Source organism: Frigoribacterium faeni, from assembly GCF_007988805.1.
Classification (GTDB): Bacteria; Actinomycetota; Actinomycetes; order Actinomycetales; family Microbacteriaceae; genus Frigoribacterium; species Frigoribacterium faeni.
On record NZ_BJUV01000003.1, the window covers coordinates 121,879 to 140,063 of the forward strand.

At 73.8% G+C, this 18,185-nt stretch carries 22 protein-coding genes; 10 read left to right on the forward strand and 12 right to left on the reverse strand.

Annotated features, from left to right (window positions below):
- Positions 1-138 precede the first annotated feature (138 nt).
- The 3 genes from FFA01_RS02475 to FFA01_RS02485 form a co-directional block, all read right to left on the reverse strand.
- On the reverse strand, positions 139-666 hold the full coding sequence (locus FFA01_RS02475) for a class F sortase (protein WP_244289661.1): 528 nt from the start codon (positions 664-666) through the stop codon (positions 139-141).
- 143 nt (positions 667-809) lie between these two features.
- Complete coding sequence (locus tag FFA01_RS02480; protein ID WP_244289662.1) at positions 810-1,526, reverse strand: CHRD domain-containing protein; 717 nt, start codon at positions 1,524-1,526, stop codon at positions 810-812.
- Entirely contained in the window at positions 1,523-2,638 is a 1,116-nt protein-coding gene (locus FFA01_RS02485) for a DMT family transporter (protein WP_146852637.1), read from the reverse strand. The genes FFA01_RS02480 and FFA01_RS02485 overlap by 4 nt, the downstream gene beginning before the upstream one ends.
- Positions 2,639-2,671: 33 nt before the next feature.
- On the opposite strand from FFA01_RS02485, the gene FFA01_RS02490 reads away from it, so the two are divergent.
- Positions 2,672-3,328 (forward strand): TetR/AcrR family transcriptional regulator, encoded by a 657-nt coding sequence (locus tag FFA01_RS02490; RefSeq protein ID WP_244289663.1) that lies wholly within the window; start codon positions 2,672-2,674, stop codon positions 3,326-3,328.
- Between the two features lie 122 nt (positions 3,329-3,450).
- Here FFA01_RS02490 and FFA01_RS02495 read toward each other — a convergent pair whose 3' ends face one another.
- The gene (locus tag FFA01_RS02495; protein WP_146852639.1) at positions 3,451-3,825 is read right to left on the reverse strand and encodes a hypothetical protein; all 375 of its coding nucleotides are present in this window, start codon (positions 3,823-3,825) and stop codon (positions 3,451-3,453) included.
- Positions 3,826-4,102: 277 nt separating this feature from the next.
- Between FFA01_RS02495 and FFA01_RS02500 the strand changes: the two genes are divergently transcribed.
- A complete protein-coding gene (locus FFA01_RS02500; protein ID WP_146852643.1) occupies positions 4,103-4,834 on the forward strand; it encodes an alpha/beta fold hydrolase in 732 nt (243 codons plus the stop codon).
- Between the two features lie 139 nt (positions 4,835-4,973).
- Here FFA01_RS02500 and FFA01_RS16200 read toward each other — a convergent pair whose 3' ends face one another.
- Complete coding sequence (locus FFA01_RS16200) at positions 4,974-6,200, reverse strand: NAD-dependent epimerase/dehydratase family protein (protein WP_146852645.1); 1,227 nt, start codon at positions 6,198-6,200, stop codon at positions 4,974-4,976.
- Positions 6,201-6,291: 91 nt separating this feature from the next.
- Between FFA01_RS16200 and FFA01_RS02510 the strand changes: the two genes are divergently transcribed.
- Positions 6,292-6,714: a hypothetical protein gene (locus FFA01_RS02510; protein WP_146852647.1), complete on the forward strand. Its 423-nt coding sequence runs from the start codon at positions 6,292-6,294 to the stop codon at positions 6,712-6,714.
- A gap of 303 nt (positions 6,715-7,017) precedes the next feature.
- Here the strand turns inward: FFA01_RS02510 and FFA01_RS02515 are convergent, their stop codons facing one another.
- Complete coding sequence (locus FFA01_RS02515; protein ID WP_146852648.1) at positions 7,018-7,209, reverse strand: hypothetical protein; 192 nt, start codon at positions 7,207-7,209, stop codon at positions 7,018-7,020.
- 582 nt (positions 7,210-7,791) lie between these two features.
- Here FFA01_RS02515 and FFA01_RS02520 point away from each other — a divergent pair.
- Positions 7,792-8,712, forward strand: a complete 921-nt coding sequence (locus tag FFA01_RS02520) for a hypothetical protein (RefSeq protein ID WP_146852650.1) — start codon at positions 7,792-7,794, stop codon at positions 8,710-8,712.
- Here FFA01_RS02520 and FFA01_RS02525 read toward each other — a convergent pair.
- From FFA01_RS02525 to FFA01_RS02545, 5 genes are all read right to left on the reverse strand, one after another.
- A complete protein-coding gene (locus FFA01_RS02525; protein WP_146852652.1) occupies positions 8,684-8,923 on the reverse strand; it encodes a hypothetical protein in 240 nt (79 codons plus the stop codon). The genes FFA01_RS02520 and FFA01_RS02525 overlap by 29 nt on opposite strands.
- 34 nt (positions 8,924-8,957) lie before the next feature.
- Positions 8,958-9,383: a hypothetical protein gene (locus tag FFA01_RS02530; protein WP_146852654.1), complete on the reverse strand. Its 426-nt coding sequence runs from the start codon at positions 9,381-9,383 to the stop codon at positions 8,958-8,960.
- 74 nt (positions 9,384-9,457) lie between these two features.
- Positions 9,458-9,994 carry a hypothetical protein gene (locus tag FFA01_RS02535; protein WP_146852656.1) on the reverse strand — a complete coding sequence of 179 codons (537 nt, stop codon included), beginning with the start codon at positions 9,992-9,994 and terminating at the stop codon, positions 9,458-9,460.
- A 74-nt stretch (positions 9,995-10,068) separates the two neighbouring features.
- Positions 10,069-10,497 carry a hypothetical protein gene (locus FFA01_RS02540; RefSeq protein ID WP_146852658.1) on the reverse strand — a complete coding sequence of 143 codons (429 nt, stop codon included), beginning with the start codon at positions 10,495-10,497 and terminating at the stop codon, positions 10,069-10,071.
- Positions 10,498-10,720: 223 nt separating this feature from the next.
- The gene (locus tag FFA01_RS02545; protein WP_146852660.1) at positions 10,721-10,918 is read right to left on the reverse strand and encodes a hypothetical protein; all 198 of its coding nucleotides are present in this window, start codon (positions 10,916-10,918) and stop codon (positions 10,721-10,723) included.
- A gap of 35 nt (positions 10,919-10,953) precedes the next feature.
- Between FFA01_RS02545 and FFA01_RS02550 the strand changes: the two genes are divergently transcribed.
- The 6 genes from FFA01_RS02550 (at position 10,954) to FFA01_RS02575 (ending at position 16,804) form a co-directional block, all read left to right on the forward strand.
- Positions 10,954-11,244, forward strand: a complete 291-nt coding sequence (locus tag FFA01_RS02550) for a PLDc N-terminal domain-containing protein (protein ID WP_208720830.1) — start codon at positions 10,954-10,956, stop codon at positions 11,242-11,244.
- 255 nt (positions 11,245-11,499) lie between these two features.
- The gene (locus FFA01_RS02555; protein WP_146852662.1) at positions 11,500-13,296 is read left to right on the forward strand and encodes a hypothetical protein; all 1,797 of its coding nucleotides are present in this window, start codon (positions 11,500-11,502) and stop codon (positions 13,294-13,296) included.
- 282 nt (positions 13,297-13,578) lie between these two features.
- Entirely contained in the window at positions 13,579-14,097 is a 519-nt protein-coding gene (locus tag FFA01_RS02560) for a sigma-70 family RNA polymerase sigma factor (RefSeq protein WP_146852664.1), read from the forward strand.
- Complete coding sequence (locus FFA01_RS02565) at positions 14,090-14,839, forward strand: hypothetical protein (protein ID WP_146852666.1); 750 nt, start codon at positions 14,090-14,092, stop codon at positions 14,837-14,839. The genes FFA01_RS02560 and FFA01_RS02565 overlap by 8 nt, the downstream gene beginning before the upstream one ends.
- A 203-nt stretch (positions 14,840-15,042) precedes the next feature.
- A complete protein-coding gene (locus FFA01_RS02570) occupies positions 15,043-15,651 on the forward strand; it encodes a hypothetical protein (protein WP_146852668.1) in 609 nt (202 codons plus the stop codon).
- Positions 15,652-15,685: 34 nt separating this feature from the next.
- A complete protein-coding gene (locus tag FFA01_RS02575) occupies positions 15,686-16,804 on the forward strand; it encodes a signal peptidase I (protein ID WP_146852670.1) in 1,119 nt (372 codons plus the stop codon).
- On the opposite strand, the gene FFA01_RS02580 is transcribed toward FFA01_RS02575, so the two are convergent.
- Positions 16,769-18,148, reverse strand: a complete 1,380-nt coding sequence (locus tag FFA01_RS02580; protein WP_146852672.1) for a hemolysin family protein — start codon at positions 18,146-18,148, stop codon at positions 16,769-16,771. The genes FFA01_RS02575 and FFA01_RS02580 overlap by 36 nt on opposite strands.
- Positions 18,149-18,185 lie beyond the last annotated feature (37 nt).

Consider the following 18,185-nt stretch of genomic DNA (forward strand, 5'->3'; position numbering starts at 1 on the left):
GATTCCCCGCCCGTCATCCGTCGCGCGTCTCTCGTGGCCCGACGCGCGTCGACCGGCGACGCGATCGAGTGGTCGGAAGATGTCCTTCCCGCGGCCGCGACGAGCATCGACGGACCACTCGATCGGCAGGCGCGACGACTACGAGGTGCGTTCGGCGAAGACGATCCGGTTGTCGTCGTAGTGCCCCACGCTGCGATCGAAGTACCCGCCGCAGGTGATGAGCCGCAGCTCGTCGTCCGCCGTCGCGCCGAAGACCCGCGCGGTCGGGAACTCCGCCTTGGCGACGTCCGCGATCTCGGTCACGACGTACCGGGCGATCGTGCCCTCGGCATCGGTCACGCTGATCTCGTCGCCCGCGACGACCTCCGAGAGGCGAGCGAAGACGGCGGGCCCCGTGGTCGAGTCGACGTGCGCCGCGATGACGGTCGGTCCGCGGCCGCCGGGCTTGCCGCCTCCCGTGAACCACCCGACGTCGTCGAAGTCGACCGGCACCTCCATCCGGCCGTCGGCGGCGATGCCGAGGTCGATCAGGGGCTCGTCGAGGTCGATGGCGGGCACCGACACGCGGGTCGGGGCGACGCCCTCGGCGATCGCGGGGGCCGCGGGCGCCGACGATGCCGCAGGAGGCGCGGCGACGGTCGGCGTCGGACTCGTCGTCGTCGGCACGCCGGCGCCGCTCGGGGCCGCGGGTGCGCCTCCTCCCGTCGAGCAGGCGGTCAGCAGCAGGGCCGCGAGCGCGAGGGCGGGCGCGGCCGCACGGCGGGCGCGCTGCTCGCGCAGCCCGCCCGCCGTCGTGCGACCGCCGGAGATCAGGACTCCTGGCGGCGGTGGCGTCGGGCCGCGACGAGGCCGGCGGCTCCGAGCAGTCCGAGGGCGCCGAACGCGCCCGCTCCGATGAGGGCCGAGGTGTCGGTCGAGGCGTTCGCCGCGCCTCCTGCACCGGTGTCGACGCCGCCCACGGGCACCTGCGTCAGCTGCCCGCGCACGACGCCGGCGGCGAAGTCGACGGTGTGCGAGTCTCCGGTGAAGCCGGCCGGGTTCGCCTCGATCTGCGCGAGCGTGAAGCCCTCGCCGGTGTCGCTGCCCGCATCGCTCGTGACGCCCGTGGTGAAGGGGCCCTGCAGGCAGCCGCTGCTCGTGCGCTCGCCGGTGCCGTCGTCGACCGGGTTCGGGAACGCGATGCGCGGCGGGCCGGCCTGACCGGCGGCGGCCTCGTGGATGTGGGTCGCCGTCTTGGCGGGGCTTTCGTAGTCGCCGGACACTCCCGAGAGGGTGATGTCGTAGCAGATGATCTCGAGCTCGGAGTTGATCCGGAAGTCGAACGTCCCGGTGGCGCCCTCCTGGCCGGGGGTCGCGACGCCGTCGTTGTCGATCACCTGGTCCGGGGTGGCCATGACGGTGAAGGCGCTGGTGAAGGAGTCGGGCTCGCCGACCTCGGTCTCGGCGTTCGCCGGCGCGGCGACCAGCAGGGTCATCGCGGCGGCTGCGGCGCCGCCGATGGTCAGGGTGCGGACGGAACGGTTCATCTTCGACATGCTTCCTCTGCCTCTCGCTGGGCGCGGCCCGGTCGGACGGCGCTTCTGGAGGGGCTTACGTCGACGAGGCGCGGTCCGTTCACGGCGGATCGGACTTTCTCGTCCGGTCGCTCGTCGGCGGGCGTCGCCGCCGGGCGATCGGCGGGAGGCACGGCGTCCGGTCCCGCGCCGTCCGGCGTTCCCGTGGGTCGCTCGTCGGCGGGCATCGCCCGGGCGCCGTCGAAGCGGAGCACGAGCGCCACCCCGGAGGCGCACAGCGCGAACCCGACGACGGTCACGACGGTCAGCGGCTCGCCGAGGAGGGCGGTGCCCGCGAGCGCGGTCGTCGGCGCGACCAGGAACAGCAGGGCGTTCAGGGCGGTGATGCCGACGCGGCGCAGCAGCCACCAGTAGAGGCCGTAGGCGACGAGGGTGGGGAGCACGGCCGACAGCACGGCGGCGAACCAGAAGCCGGCCTCGGCGGGTGGCGCGAGCGTCCCCGTGGCGACGGCGAGCACGATCAGGGCCGCCGCGGTGACCGACACGTGGATCGTCAGCGTGGTGACGACCGGGAGCCGGGCCGGGGCGCGTCGCTCGGCGAAGGTCCCGACGATCAGGCAGGCCATGGCCGCCGCGGGCAGCAGATACGCCGCCGCCGACGCGTCGGATCCGCCGAGCTGCGATCCGACCACCGCGGCGACCCCGCCGGCGCCCAGTGCCAGGCCGACCCACTGGCCGCCCCGCACCCGCAGGCCCAGCAGCGGCCCGACCAGGGTCGCGACGACGAGCGGCTGGACGGCGTCGATGAGCGCGGTGGTGCCCGTCGCGATGCCCGCGCCGACCGCGGCGTAGACGAAGGCGCAGTAGCCGAACTGGGCGAACAGGCCGATCGTCGCCTGCTGTCGGAGCTCTGTGCGCGAGACGCCGCGGAAGGCGCCGGTCGCCAGGGCCACGACGATCAGCACGACGGCCAGCGGGGCGAATCGCCAGGCGAGCAGGGTGGTCGCGGGCGTGTCGACGGTGGCGATCTTGGCGATGACGAAGCCCGAGCTCCACGACGCGACGAAGGCGGCGGAGGCGAGCACGGTGACCACGGCACCGAGTACACCGATCTGTTTACTCATGCGGCCGACTATACAGGTCGGTAGAATCGGCGGGTGACCGAATCCGCTGCCGTCTCCGGGGCCTCCGCCGCGCCTCCTTCCGGGCCGCTCGCCGTGCTCCTCGCCCCCGCCGACCTCCCGGCGCTGACCCCCGCCGCGCGTCGCGTGCTCGACGCCGCGTCGCGCCTGTTCTACGACCGGGGCATCCACGCGGTCGGCGTCGACACGATCGCGGCCGAGGCCGGGGTGACGAAGAAGACCCTCTACGACCGCTTCGGATCGAAGGAGGCGCTGGTCGTCTCGTACCTGCGGCATCGCGACGCAGGATGGCGCGACCACGTCTCCGCCCAGCTCGCCCGGGTGCCCGAGCCCGGCGTGGACCGGGTGCTCGCCGTGTTCGACGCGGCGATCTCGTGGATGGACGCGAACAGCCCCAAGGGGTGCAGCGCCATCAACGCCCGCGCCGAGGTGGGCGACGGGCACGACGGCCACCCGGTGTTCCCCGAGGTGTCACGGCAGAAGGTCTGGATGCTCGACGTGTTCGCGGAGCTCTGCCGCGCGGCCGGGGTGGCGGACGCGGACGACACGGCTCGCCTGCTGATGCTGCTCTACGAGGGCGGTCTCGTCACGATCGGCATGGAGACGTTCGCCCGGCCGCTGGCCGTCGCGCGCGACGCCGCCCGTGCGGTGCTCGAGGCGCGCGTCGCCTGACGCGCGCGCGTCGCTCGTTCGCGCGTCGTGGGATCGAGTGGTCGGAAGATGCTCTTCGATCGCCCGCGAAGAGCATCTTCCGACCAGTCGATCCCGTCGCGGGCTCGTCCTCGTGGTCGGCGTCAGCCGAAGGCCGTCGCGACGGGCCAGGCGACGAGGAACGACACGGGCGGCAGCATGGCGACACCGCCGATGACGCCGAGGACCCGGCCGACGCGCCCCACCAGCGACCCCGCCAGAATCGCGAGGATGACGCTCCCCGGAAGCAGGAAGACGATGGACATCGCGGCCATCTGGACGACGGGGCTGTCGGAGCCGAGCCAGGCCGTCTCGGACGCGGCGGTGACCAGGCAGAGGAGGAGCGCCGCGACCGCCAGCAGCCACCCGCGGGCCGTGCCCTCGAGCGAGCTCGGGCTCGCCTCGATCGGCTCGCGCGCCGGCAGAGCGGCGACCTCCGCCTCGGCCCGGCGGAGTCGCTCGTAGTCGATGTCGTCCACGGGTCGAACCTACCGCCGTGGGGGCCTCGGGGGTCTCCTCGTCGCGCCCGTCGGGCGCGCGCGGGCGTGGGCGTCGCGTCCGTCGCTCTCGCGACCGTCCCCTCGCACCTGGGTCTCGGGGATCGAGTGGTCGGAAGATGCTCTTCCATCGCCCGCGAAGAGCATCTTCCGACCAGTCGATGAGCCGGAGCGCGGGAGCGCGCGAGCGCGGGGGAGCGAGAGCGCGCGAGCGCGGGGCACTCGGCGGCGTCGGAGGTCGGGGCGCGAGACTGGCCGCATGCGTCTCCACACGACCACGACCGGACAGGGCGAGCGGCACATCGGGCTGGTGCACGGCCTCGGCGCCGACGGCGAGACGTGGCGGCCCCTCGTCGACCGGCTTCTCGCCGCAGGCGACCACACGGTCACCACGCTCGACCTCCGCGGCCACGGCGCCAGCGATCGCTCGGCCTCGTACCGGCTCGACGACTTCGCCGACGACGTCGTGTCGGCGTTCCCGACCGGGCTCGACGCCGTCGTCGGCCACTCGTTGGGCGGATCGGTGCTGGTCCGCGCCGTCGAACGGCTGCGCCCTGCCCGGGCCGTCTACCTCGACCCGGGGTTCGGCCTCGCCCTGCCGACGACGGGCCTCGGCGGGCGGTTGTTCTGGGCCGTGCCGCAGCTCACGATGGGCGTCGCGGGAGCCCTGCAGGCCCGCCGCGGTGCTCGGACGCGGGCCGGCTACGCCCCGGAGATCCGCGCCTCCCTCGACCACGCGCACGAGCAGTTCGACCAGCGCATGGCCCTCGGCGTGTTCCGCGACGTCGCGTTCCACCCCGTGGCGGTCGAGGCTCCCGCGGTCCCGTCGACGATCGTGCTGTCCGACGACTCGCCCTCCGTGCTGCCCGACGCCCTCGCGACGAGGCTCGAGTCCGTCGGGTGGGAGCTGCGCCGACTCCCAGGCGTGCATCACGACATGCACCTCGAAGCACCAGATCGGACGTACGAGGTCGTGCGCGACCTGCTGTGAGACGCGCCTCCTCGGCTTCCGTGCTCGCCCACGCTCTCGCCCTGGCCTGACCCGATCGAGTGGTCGGACGATGCTCTTCGCGAGCGGACGGGGGACGTCTTCCGACCGGTCGATCGCATCCGCCCGAGGGGCGATGAGGTCAGGGCGCGAGGAGCTCCGCGAGCAGGGCGGCGTGGTCGCCGTCGGACAGCCCGCTCGGCCGGTCGTCGGCGTCGGGCCGGCTCGAACGATGGTCGAGGGCGTCGCGGAGGGTGTCGACGAGGAGGCGGTGGGTCAGTCCCGCAGACCGCGCCCGGTCGATCGACCGCGCGTTCATCCCGTGCCACGCGGGGTCGGCGATCCAGAGCGGGAGCGAGCGCGGACCCGCCCACTGACCGACGTCGTGGGCGAGGAGCCAGTCGGCGGATGCGGGGACGACGACCGGGTCGGCGGATGTCGGCCCCACCGCGCGCTGGTCGGCGGAGTCTCGCGCCGCCTCGCGAGCCGCCACGAGGTGCTCGGCGAAGGGCGTCACCGGGCCCATCGCGTTCATGACGCCGCGGGTGCCCTGCTCGGCGCAGCGCACCAGCCACTCGGCGAGGTCGCGCACGTCGATCACCGACGTCGGCAGGCCGGGCGCCTCGGGGGCGAGGACGAGGCCGGGGGTGACCTCGGCGCTCGCGTCCGGGGAGGTGGCATCGTCGGACGACGGCGTCGCGGCCGGGGCTGATGCGGGTGCTGACGCGGTGGCGGGTGCGGGGGTGAGCGCGGTGGTGGGTGTGGGCGCTGACGCGGGGGCGGGTGCGGTGGTGGGCGCGGGCGCTGACGCGGTGGCGGGCGCGGCGGCCGGTGCCGGGGCGGGTGCGGGGTGCGCGAAGCGCCAGGGCCAGTAATCGGTGCGGCCGGTCGGGTCGCCGGGGCCGCCGATGAGGCCGGCGCGCGCGATGAGCGAGCGGTCCGGACCGAAGCCGGCGAGCACGGCGTCCTCGCCGGCGGCCTTGGCGGGTCCGTAGTCGTCGGGGGCGGTGATCCGGTCGGCGGTCAGGGGAGGGAGGCGCTCGGCCGTCTCGTCGGCGCCGATCCGCTCGTTCGAGGCGTAGACGCTGGTGGTCGAGACGAACAGGTAGTGGTCGGCCACGGGTTCGAGGTCGCGCACGGCCCGCCGCACGTGACCGGGCTCGCGGGCGACGTCGATCACGGCGTCCCAACGGGTGTCCGACACCGGGGCGAGGGCGTCGTCGTGGTCGCGGTCCGCTCTGACGAGGGTGGCGCCGTCGGGCGCCGACGAGCCGCGGGCCACGCACGTGACGTCATGACCGGCGTCGATCGCCGTCGTCGCGATGAGGTGGCCGAGCCACGCGGTTCCGCCGAGCACGAGGAGCTTCATGCCCACACGCTGCCAGCCCGAGAGCCCAGGAGGCGCGGGGTTCGCTACCAGCAGACCTTGACGTCGACCGCCCGGTGCGTAGGGTCGAGGCATGAGCGACGACGCCGCAGCCGACCGGTCGACCACCACGGGCGCTTCGCCGGCCACGGGTGCCGGTGCTGACCCAGGTGCCGGTGCCGGCCCGGGTACCGGTGCCGGCCTGGGTGCCGACGGCGTCTCCTCTGCCGGGTCCGGCTCGAGCGTCGACGCCGGCGCGCTGCATCCGAAGCTCGTGCCGATCCGCGAGCGGGCTCTGGCTCGTCGGGTGGGGATCACGATCACGCGTCCCACCACGATCCTGGTCGAGGGCGTGCCTGGGCCGGGTCTCGTGCAACAGGCCGCCACGCTCCTCGCCGGTGTGTTCGGTCAGCGCCCGGCGCTGCCGTCGCCCGCCGGAACGCAGTGGTACTCGTACACGGTGGGTGCTGACGGACGGGTGCGGAAGTCTCGGGTCTGGGCTCCGTACCGGGCCTGAGCCGCGCCTCCTCGGCTGCCGTCCGACGCGCGGCGGCGCGCGACGGCATCGCACCGGGTTCCGTGCACCGCACCGGGACTAGACCCGGTGCAGTGGTCGAAACGCGGTGCGGTGTCCGGATCGTGGTGCGGTGCGGGCAGGGCGGCGGGTTTGCGGCGAGGCCGGGCCCCGAGACTGCACCGCACCGTGTCTCGTGCATCGCACCGGGTTCCGTGCACCGCGCCGGGTTCCGTGCAGCGCACCGGGACTAGACGCGGTGCGGTGGTCGGAACGCGGTGCGGAGTCGACCGGGACGAGCGGGGCTCAGCGGTCACGGTCGGAGCCGTAGGCGAGACGCGCGTTCCAGAGCACGTTGCCCGCGGCGAAGACGGTGAAGAGCACCCGACCGATCAGGGGGACGTCAGGGATGACCGTCCACATGACCACGACGATGCCGATCGCGACGACGATGCTGATGAGAAACAGGGCACGCCCGAACGGGCTGTTCGACTTCATTTCTCGTGTCTACCGGTCGAGCGCGAGGGCGGCACCGCGTCGCGTGCACCGCACCGGGACTAGTTGCGGTGCAGTGGTCGAAACGCGGTGCGGTGCTCCGGGGCCGGACGCGGTGCGGTGTGCGGAATGCGGTGCGGCTGCCCGGAACTCGGTGCAGTGGTCGGAACGCGGTGCGGTGTATCGGGCCTGAGCCGCGCCTCCGCGGCTGCGGTCCGACGTGCGTCGGCCGTCGCTCGCGACGGCGCGCGAGGACGACGCACCGGCTTCCGTGCACGGCACCAGGACTAGACGCGGTGCAGTGGTCGGAACGCGGTGCGGTGTCGTGCGCCGGGGGCGGACGCGGTGCGGCGTGCGGGATGCGGTGCGGTGCGGCGTCGACCGGGATGAGCGGGGCGGAGCGATCGCGGTCGCGATCGGAGCCGCGATGCGCCGCATCGGGTTTCGTGCACCGCACCGAGGCTAGACGCGGTGCAGTGGTGGAAACGCGGTGCAGTGGTCGAAACGCGGTGCAGTGGTCGGAACGCGGTGCGGGGCGGTGCGGTGACGCGGGGCCGGGGCGGCGCGCTGCGGCATACTCGGCGCATGCGCATCGTCACCGACATGGCCCGGGGGGCGTGGTTCGTCGACCGCATCGGCGGCTGGGCCGAGGTCGGCGGCGTCGCCGGGCGCGGCTTCGAGGCCTATGCGCGGATCCTGCACCCGATCGACGCCTCGCGGTCCGACCTCGAACGCCGAGACGAATGGGGGTACCCGCTCCACGTCGAGGATGCCCGCTGGCCGTGGGCCGAGGTCGCCCGCCGCAACGGCAAGGTCATGCACCCGCTCGTGCAGTGGCGACGCCTGACGGCCGACGAGAGGCGGATGGACTGGCCCGACGGCTGGTCCACGGCGCAGAGCCGGGAGGGCTGGCTCGACCCGCGCCTCCTCGGCGAGCTCGTCACCCTGCTGGGCGCGGCCACGACGACTCCCGACGACCTCGTGGCCGGTGTCTGGATCGGCTGGGGAGGTGGCGAGGCGATCTACTTCAGGGCGGTCGACGACGACGACGCCACCGATGACATCGCCGCCACCGCCGAGCGGGACGCCCTGCACGAGAGCGGCCTCGCGATGCTCGCCGAGCGCGAGCGAGCCCGGCGCGAGGCCCAGGAGTCCGGCTACGAGGAGGCGCGCACCGCCGGCCCCCACCTCGAGATCCCCGGGCGCGAATTCGTGCTGTTCGAAACCGACGTGCAGCGGCTCGCCGATCCCGACTGGGGATACCGCGACGGGCTCGGCTGGGCCATGGGTCACCGCGACCCCTCGCTGCAGCTGCTCTGGCCCGAGGACCACGCCTGGGTCCTGGCGAGCGAGATCGACTGGGACTCCACCATCGTCGCCGGCGACCGCCGCCTCATCGACGCCGTGCTGGCCGACCCGCGCTTCGAGAGCTACGGGGTCGGCGAGGCCGACAAGCTCTCCTGGGACGGCGACACGATCAACCGCGAGGCGTCGTCGGGGGAGTGACGGGCGCCGGGCCCTCGGGGTCGTCACCGGCGACCAGGAGGTCGATGCGCAGCTCGCGCTCGCGCACGATCGACTGCAGCGCCCGGATCACCCAGAGCAGGGTGCGGATCAGGAGCACGCCGATCACGACCGCGAGGGCGACGAGCGCGACGGAGGCGAGAGTGAACAGGAGCGAGACGGCGTCGAAGCCGCCGCCGAAGGTGGAGTGCATCGCTCCACGCTACGGGGTGCGGCGACCCCGCACCTCAGTCGTGAGGGTGAGCGACGGGCAGCGGCGTCCGGTCGAGCTCGCGCTCGCGACGCCGCACCAGGACGTGCAGCACCACGAGCGCCGCACCGGCCACGATCCCCACCGCCGCGAGGGTCCACAGGATCCAGGAGGCGTAGGCGGACGCCGCCAGAGCGGTCACCGCCCCGGCCACCACGAGCACGAGACCGGCGCCGAGCAGGAGCACGCCCGGGCGGTCGCCGTCGTCGGCCGATCCCTCCGGGAGGGACGAGGCGGGGGCGGGCGCCGGCGCCTGGATCACGATCAGCGCCGTGGCCACCGGCCCGATCACGAGCGAGGCGACGAACCAGACGACGCGCGAGCGGTTCTTCTGCTCGGCGAGCCCGGCGTTGATCAGGGCCAGGGTGACCCACCCCCACGTGGCGATCCAGGTGTCGTTCATGGCTCGACCGTAGGGCATGCCGGCAGCGGGCGACAGGGCCCGGTCGGGTCGGTCGGCGACAGGGCCCGGCCGGGTCAGTCGGCGGAGGAGCCGGCCGGTGCGGTCGCGGCGGCTGCCTCCGCCTCGACGAGGGCGCGCCGACGCGTCGTGAGCACGCGGTCGAGCGCGAGCGACCCGGCCCCGGCGACGAGGCCGATCCCGGCGGTGATCGCCCTCGGGTGGCTGATGCCGCCGCGCACCAGCGAGGTGTGGAGGCGCTCGTCGAGTCGCTCGGTGGTGCGCACGAGACCGAGCACGGTCCCGACGGCCGCCGCCGCGCCTCCTGCCGCGATGGTCCGGTCGGCGAACGGCTCGCGGGTGAGGCCGCTGGCGGTGCTCGCTCCGGCCAGGCCGGCGATGGCCAGGTGGTACGCCACGCGCGCGGGAGTCGCCAGGGAGGCGGGCCTCACCAGACAGAGCGCCGCGCAGCCGAGGACGACGCCCAGCTGCACGACCCGGTCGCGTCGCTCGGTGCGGTCGAAGAGGTCGTCGACGGCGGTCGGATCGAGATCGGCGGCGTCGTGCGCCGCGCCGGTGGAGGGGGTGTTCTCGTCGCGTGCGTGCTCGCTCATCGGCCCACTCTGCCAGAGAGGCGCCCGCCGAGGTCGGCGGGCGCCTCCGAGGCGTGCGGGTGCGCGGTCGTGCCCTAGCAGTCGGCCTTCGTGAAGGCGAGCTGCAGCGCGTCGCTCTCGCCGGCGACGTCGTACGAGTACTTCATGCCGATGTCGCGGTCGAGGATCGCACGCGTCTCCTCGGTGCTGCAGAGCTGGGGGAGCACCGACGCCTCCAGCGCCTCCTCGGTGACGGTCTCGACGCCCTCGCCGTCCAGCGTGTAGTGGTAGTGGATCGCGTCGCTCTCGGCGGTGATGTCGTCGAGGACGGTGACCTGATCGATCTGCTGCGGCAGCTCGTACTGCTCCTTGACCTCGGTGACGGTCTCGGCGATCTGGTCCTCCTTCGAGTCGCCCCCGAAGGCGTCGAACGCGAACCGGACGCCGACCGCGACGAGGATCGCCACGACGATCGCCACGACGGCCCCGATGATCCTGTTCCGTGTTGTCGCCTGTGCTGCCATGTCTCCCCCTGGTGATCACGCCGCAGGACGGCGTCGCTGTCGGCCCGCGCGACGTCATCCGCCGCCCGCACCGCGTCGGACAGTCCGACGTCGGGAGACGCCGACGCGTCGTCGACAGAACCCCCTGTCCAGCACCTTATCGGCTGTCCGCATCGGGGGTCAGGACGGCGTCGACCGGGTCGCGGGGTCGCATGGTCGGGACGGCGCGGGGAGCGCCGGGGAGTCAGTCCTCGACGTCGCCGCCGTCCTCGGGCTCGACCTTCGTCTCGTCCATCCGGTCGCGGAGGTGGTCGGCCATCGCGCCGGCGCCCTCGTGGCCGTGGTCGTTCTCGACCTGCTCGATGAGTCCGTGCAGCTTCTCGCCGTTGGTCGCGTCGTCGCTGCCGTCCATGATGGGCTCGTTCTGGGTCTTGTCGGTCATGCCCACGACGCTACGCCCCGCGCTATCGTGCTGCCATGACAGGCTCTCTCGCGGTCCTCGCCGTCGGCACTCCCGGTGGAACGGCCGTCGTCTATCCCGCGTCGACCGACATCCTGTGGACGTCGATGATCGTCGCGGTGGTGGCCGCGTTCGCGCTGGCCGTCGTGACCGTCCTCCGCTCGGCGCTCAGCGATCGGGCGAAGCTCCTGTGGCTCGTCCTGATCGTCGTCCTGCCCCCTGTCGGAATCATCGGCTGGGCGGTGCTCGGCCACGACGCCCGCCGGTCGCGCGCGCGTCGGCCACGCGGCCGCGGGACGCAGCGGTAGGTCCCGACCCGCGCCTCCTCGGCTCCGGTCGACGGCCGTGGGGCTCATCCGGGGTCCGTTGTCATCTGGATAGATGAGGCCCCGTCATCCTCTGGAACGATGTTGCATCACGGAACGGTATCGGGGCGTTCTCGGCCTTCTCGACGCCCCTAATGTCGGCGATGTCGGCAGGGAGATCACCACGCCGGTCGTCCGGCGCTCGGGGGTGGGTCAGAGCGGATCGGGCGTGAACGACCCACGCAGAGAGGCACGACCGTGCACACGCACACGACCTGGAAGAAGGCGGCGGCGATCCCGACCACGCTCGCGATCGCCGTGGGAGGGGTGCTGCTGGTCGTCCCGACGGCCACCGCCGCGACGCCCGACGCATCCGTCACCGAGGAGGCGCGGGTCGCCGACCCGACGCCGGCGGCGGTCACCGAGGCTCCGGGGGAGGAGCCGACCGAGGCCGTCGTGTCGATCGAGCCCGTCGCGGAAGAGGCCGCGCACGACGAGGCTCCGACCGACGCGACCGACGCTACCGATGCCGTCACGACCCCGCCCGTCGCCGACGAGCCCGTGGCCGGCGAGCCCGCCGTCGACGCTCCCCTCGCGGAGGCACCGGTCGCCGAGCCCGCCGCGGAGGCCCCGGCGACCGAGGCCCCCGTCGCCGACGAGCCCGTCGCCGCCGAGCCGGTCGCCGACGCTCCCGTCGTCGAGACCTCCGCCGCCGGACCCGTCGCCGACGGCGAGCAGGCCGTCGCGGCGATCCCGACCGCTCCGGTGCTCACGAGCCCCGCCGCCGGCGCCGTCGTGCGCTCGGCCGCTCGCGGCGAGAGCGACTTCCGCGCTCCCGTCACCTTCACGGGCACCGGTCAGCCCGGCGCCGTCGTGAAGGTGCGCCTCGACCCCCTGCACGGCTGGTACTCCCCGACGAGGTACGCGGTCGCCCCGGTCGCCGCCGACGGCGGCTGGACGGCCACGGTCGAGCTGGGCGACATCGTCTGGGTCACGACCGTGCGCCAGTACGTCGCCGGCGCCGACGGCCAGCCGACCGGCGACCCGTCGCCCGAGCTGCGCACGAGGCTCCAGCACGTCGTCGCCTACCAGGCGGCCCCGGCCCCCGTGTCGGTGGTCTCGCCGACCGTCGGCGCGTTCTACGAGCCGTCGAGCGCCCAGGGCGCCACGCGTCTCGGCGGCCCGGTCACGATCGTCGTCGAGGGGATCCCCGGCGCCAAGGCCGAGATGTCCTGGCGCGACGGCGAGGGGCGCCAAGCCGGCCCCTCCGGCGACATCACCGTGCCCGCCTCCGGCGTGCTGACGCACGTCGCGACGATCCCGACGGGCGAGTGGCGGTTCAGCGCCCGTCAGTACCTGGTCGACGACACGGGCCGCCGCATCAGCTCGCGCTCCGCGGTCTCGGGCGGTCGGGACTTCACCGTGCGCCCGGTGACCCTGGCGGCGCCGACGCTGACCTCGGTCGCGGACGGCGGCGTCCTCGTCGCCGACGGCCGGTACCCGCAGGACGCCATCTTCGGCCCGCGTCCCGCCTTCGTCGGCGATCTGGTCGGCACGGGGACGCCGGGCGCGACGATCGAGATCGACGCGCGACGGGGCACGACCGAGGGCTTCGGCCTGAGCGACGCCGCCGTCGGCGCCGACGGCACCTGGCGCGCCCTCGCCTACCTGGAGCCCGGCGAGTACGTCCTGACCCTGCGCCAGAAGGAGGAGCCCGTCGTGAGCCCGTCCGGGACCGTGGGCGTGACCGCCGGCTCGCCGTCGATCACGACGCGCGTGTCGGTCGTGCTGCCCGGTTCCGCCCTCGACCCGGCGGTCGGCGGGGGAGCCGCCGCCGGACCGGGGTCGACCACCGTCGGCACCGGGGGTGCGACCGTGATCGGCTCGGGGACGAACGGGTCGGTCGCCGCGGGCGACGCCGACGGCTCGCTCGCCTACACCGGTGCCGAGAGCGCCGGGCCGGTCGGACTGATCGGTGCGCTGCTCGTCGCCCTCGGCCTCGGGGCGGTCGTGGTCTCGCGACGACGCCGCGCCCTCCGGGGTCCCGCGGCCTGACCGTCCCGTCGACCGCCTGCCACGACGACCGCCCCGCCGGGTGCCCACCCGGCGGGGCGGTCGTCGTCGCGCTCCCGTCGACGTCGATGAACGGAACCGCGCTCGGCGACGTATCCCCCGCTGACCGCACCGCACCCTAGGCTGAGAGGAGCGCCGATGACGTCCCTCCCGACCGTCCTCCGGCCGCCGAGCCGCCCGCGCTCGCCGCATCCTCCGCACGACCCGCATCCTCCGCACGACCCGCACCCGCAGCACCCGCACCCGACCGACGAGCGGAGCCCGATGACCGCACCTCCGTCGAGCTTCGACGTCGAGTCGGCGTTCGCCGAGCACGGCTCGGCGCTCCTCGGGTTCGCCGTCAACGCCCTCGGCGACCGCGGCCAGGCCGAGGACTGCGTGCAGGAGACGTTCCTCCGCGCGTGGCGGGCGCGCGACCGGTTCGACCCGACCCGCGCCTCCCTCCGCACCTGGCTCTTCGCCATCGAGCGCCGCATCGTGCTCGACGCGTACCGCGCGCGGGCGCGCACCCCCTCGCTCGTCCCCGCCGAGGACGCGCCCGAGTCCGCCACGGCCACCCGCGACCCGGATCCGCTCGACCGTCTCGGCCTCCTCGAGGGGCTGGCCCGGTTGAGCGACGAACAGCGCGCGGCCGTCGTCGCGGTGCACCTGCGCGGCCGGAGCTACGGCGACGTCAGCGCCGCCACGGGCGTGCCAATCGCCACCCTGCGCACCCGTGTCCACTACGGCCTCCGCGCCCTCCGCACCCACCTCGACGCCGAAGGCGAGAGCACCGATGACTGATCCGACGCCCTCTCGCCGCGACGAGCTGATCGGGGCGGCCCTCGCCGACGACCTCTCACCCGACGAGCGGGTCGAGCTCGACGCGCTGCGCGCGGCCGACCCCGGCATCGACGCCGAGCTCGCCGCGCTCGCCGGAGTGACCGGGCGCCTCGCCGACCTGGGCGCGGTCGACGGCTGGCACGAGGCCGAGCCCGACGACGCCCTCCGCCGCCGCATCGCCGCGATCGGCGTCCCCGGAGCCGGCCCCGAGGAGGCGCGACTCACCACCCCGCACCCGGTCGCGCCCCGAGGTCGGGTCGCTCCGACCCGTCGCCGCCGGGCGCTGCTCGCCGTGCTCGGAGCCGCCGCCTGCCTCGCCGTCGGCGCCGGAGCCGGAGCCCTGATCGCGACGCCGCGCGACAGCCACGTCGAGGGTCCGGCCGGCACCCTCGGCGCCATCGAGCACGTCTCCTTCGTCGGTGCCCCGAGCGGCGTCGAGGTGGACGGCGACGTCGTCGCGCACACCTGGGGCACCGAGACCGTGCTGACCGTCGAGGGGCTGCCTTCCGGGGACCCGTTCACCGTCGTCGTGGTCGGCGACGACGGTCGCGAGTACGCGTCGGGCACGTTCCTCGGCAGCGACGTCACCATCGACTGCAGCCTCAACGCCGCCGTGCTGCGCGAGCACGTCTCGGCCGTCGAGATCCGCGGGGCGGACGGCTCCGACATCGCCGTCGCCGAGGTGCCCGCCGTCGAGGCGTAGGCGGCGCTCGCCGACCCGCGAACGGGGGTCACCCGAACGGGTTGTGCACCCTCGCAGACTGACGTATCTTCATTTTCGTACCAACGGAGCGTCATCGGGTCCTCACCAGGCCCGAGCGACCGGGCGCCGCGACCTCACCACTCGCGCCGCGCCTCCCGCCGTCCCCGTGACGCTCCGTCCTCGTCAGGATCAGGAGCACCGTCATGCCCATCGCCGCCACCCGCGCCGCCCGTCTCGCCGCCTTCATCGGCGTCCCGCTCGCCCTCGTCGCGTCGGGCGTGCTCGTCTCGACCGCGTCGTACTCGGCCTTCTCGGCCACGACGACGAACCCCACGAGCAACTGGACGGCCGGCAACGTCTTCCTCGCGGACGACGACAGCAACACGGCCCTGTTCACGGCGACGGCGCTGAAGCCCGGCTCGACCGGCCAGAAGTGCATCCTCGTCACGTCGACCGGCTCGCTCGCCTCCGACGTCAAGCTGTACGGCACGAACCCGGCCACGACGAACGCGCTCGCGGGCAGCCTGAATCTCACGGTCGAGCAGGGCACCGGCGGCACCTTCGCCAGCTGCTCGAGCTTCGTCCCCCAGGCGACCGGCGCGACGCTGTACAACGGCACGGTCGCCTCGTTCGGGACCACGTACACGAGCTTCTCCAACGGCCTGGCGACCTGGTCGCCCGCCGCCGCCGCCAGCGGCGGCAGCGAGTCGAAGGCCTTCCGCTTCACGTACACGCTGCCCGCGAACGCCCCGTCGACGGTCCAGGGCGGGACCGCCGCCCTCGGCTTCACGTGGGAGGCCCAGAACAACTGATCCGGCCCCCGGGCGTTCCGAAGGGGAGGTCGTCGTGTCCACGTCGCATGCTCACGTCGCGGTGGCACCGCGGGCGTCGAGCATCGACGTCGCCACGCTGGCCGACTGGTCGCGCATCGTCGTGGCCACGGTGGCCCGGGGCCTCATCGCGACCCTGCTCGGCATGGCGTTCTGGGCGGCCGCGCCGGCCCTCCTCGGGTGGCAGCCGACCACCGTCATGACCGGGTCGATGATGCCGCGCGTGGCCGTCGGCGACATCGTGCTCGCGCGACCGGCCGCACCGAGCCAGCTCGGGGTGGGCCAGGTGCTGCTCTTCGACGACCCCGACCGTGCCGGCGATCTGCGCCTGCACCGGGTCGAGTCCATCGAGCCCGGCGGCACGCTCGTCACCAAGGGCGACGCGAACCCCGCGGTCGACTCGAGTCCCGTGTCGAGCGCCGACGTGCACGGCGTCGGGGTGCTGAGGGTCCCGCTGCTCGGCCTGCCGATCGTCTGGCTCCACCAGGGCGACGTCCCCCGCGTCGTGCTCGCCGGGCTCGCCTTCGCGGTGGTGCTGGCGCTCACCCTGATCGACGGCCCGCTGCGTCGCCGACCGGAGCCCGCGCCCGGAGCCGCGACGGATCCCGAGGAGGCGCGGGTCGGCTCCGGCCGATCGCGTCACCGACACCGCCGGGTCGCCGACCGCCGTCATCGGGTCGTCCGCGGCGTCGCCGGACTCAGCGTGATCGTGGTCGCCGCCTCGGGCATCGGGTTCCTGCTGCCGCCCGCCGCGGTCGCGGCCCCCTTCGCGGCGAGGACGTCGAACCCGACGTCGAACCTCACCGCCGCGACCGCGGAGGCGGCGACGACTCTGAGCTGCGCGGACGCCTCCGGGACGGTCAGCCCGGTCATCTCGTGGACCTACTCGGGCGTCCCGGCCGACTCGTTCGACCTGATGTACGGCACGACCGTGCTCGCCAGCGCTCCGGGGACGGCCACGTCGCTCACCTACGACCGGACGAGCCTGCTCAACCTGAGCCTCGGCACGCCCTACGCCGTGACGCTGCGGACGAACCTCGGAGTCGCCCCCAACGCGTGGAGCAAGGTGTCGACGGCGTCGACGAACATCCGCGTCACGTCACTTCTGCTGGGGACCGTCCGCTGCTACCCGTGAGGTCGACTCGGCATCGTGCGCCGCGCCTCCTGCGGGCTCGGGCTCGTGGGCGTGCTGCAGCGGGCTGACCCGCACCTTGGCGATCCGGTAGCGGTCCATCTCGATCACCTCGAGGGTGACGCCGTCGACGGTGACGGTGTCGCCGACCACCGCCAACCGGCCGAGCACGTCGAACATGTACCCGCCGACCGTCTCGTACTGGCCGTCGGGCAGGGTGACGCCCACGAACTCCTCGAGCTCCTCGACGATCAGGCCGCCGTCGACGTCGCGCGTCTCGCCGATCTCGAGCACGTCGTGCTCGCCGAGGCCCGTGTCGTACTCGTCGTAGATCTCGCCGACGAGCTCCTCGAGGAGGTCCTCCAGGGTGATGATGCCGTCGGTGCCGCCGTACTCGTCGATGACGACGGCGATCTGATGTCCGTCGGCGCGCATCGTGCTGAGGGCGGCGAGCACCTTGGTCGTGCCGGGCAGCGCGAGGATCGGGCGGGTGATGTCGGCCACCGTCGTCGCTCCGCCGCCGCCCGCGGCCGGGACGGCGCCCATCAGGTCGCGCACGTGCACGAACCCGAGCACGTCGTCGCGGTTGTCGCCGACCACGGGGTAGCGCGAGTGCGGCAGCTCGAGCACCGAGCGGTAGCCGTCGGAGGCGCTGGTCGCCCCGGTCAGGAACGCCACGTCGGGCCGCGGCCGCATCACCTCGGCGACCCGGCGGTCGTCGACCCGGAACACGTCGGTGAGGATCGCGCGGCTGTCGCTGTCGATCTCGGTGTTGCTCGAGATGAGGTCGCGGACCTCGTCGGCGGACACCTCCTCCGCCCGGTCGTCGGGGTTCAGCCCGAGCAGGCGCACGACGCCGTTGGTCGACACCGAGAGCAGCCAGATGAGCGGGCGCATCAGCTTCGCGAGACCATTGAGCGGGGGAGCGAGCACCTTGGTGAACGCCACCGACCGCTGCATGGCGATCCGCTTGGGCACGAGCTCGCCGAAGACGAGCGAGAGGTAGGCGATCACCAGCGTCAGTCCGATGAACGCCACCGTGCCCGCGGCCGCCTCGGAGAGACCCAGTCCGACGAGCAGCGGCTCGAGGTCGGGCGCGATCGTGGAGGCGCCGTAGGCCGAGGAGAAGAACCCGGCGAGCGTCACGCCGATCTGCACCGCCGAGAGGAACGTGTTGGGGTTGCGCACGAGCGACGCGATGCGCCGGCCGCGCTCGTTCTGCGCCTCGATCGCCCGCACCTGGCTCTCGCGCAGGGTGACGATGGCCATCTCGGTCCCTGCGAAGACACCGCCGATGAGCACGAAGAGCACCACGAGGCCGATGTTGAGCAGAGAATCCAGATCCATGCCCTCAACGTTATGAAAGAACGCGCCGTGAAGGTGC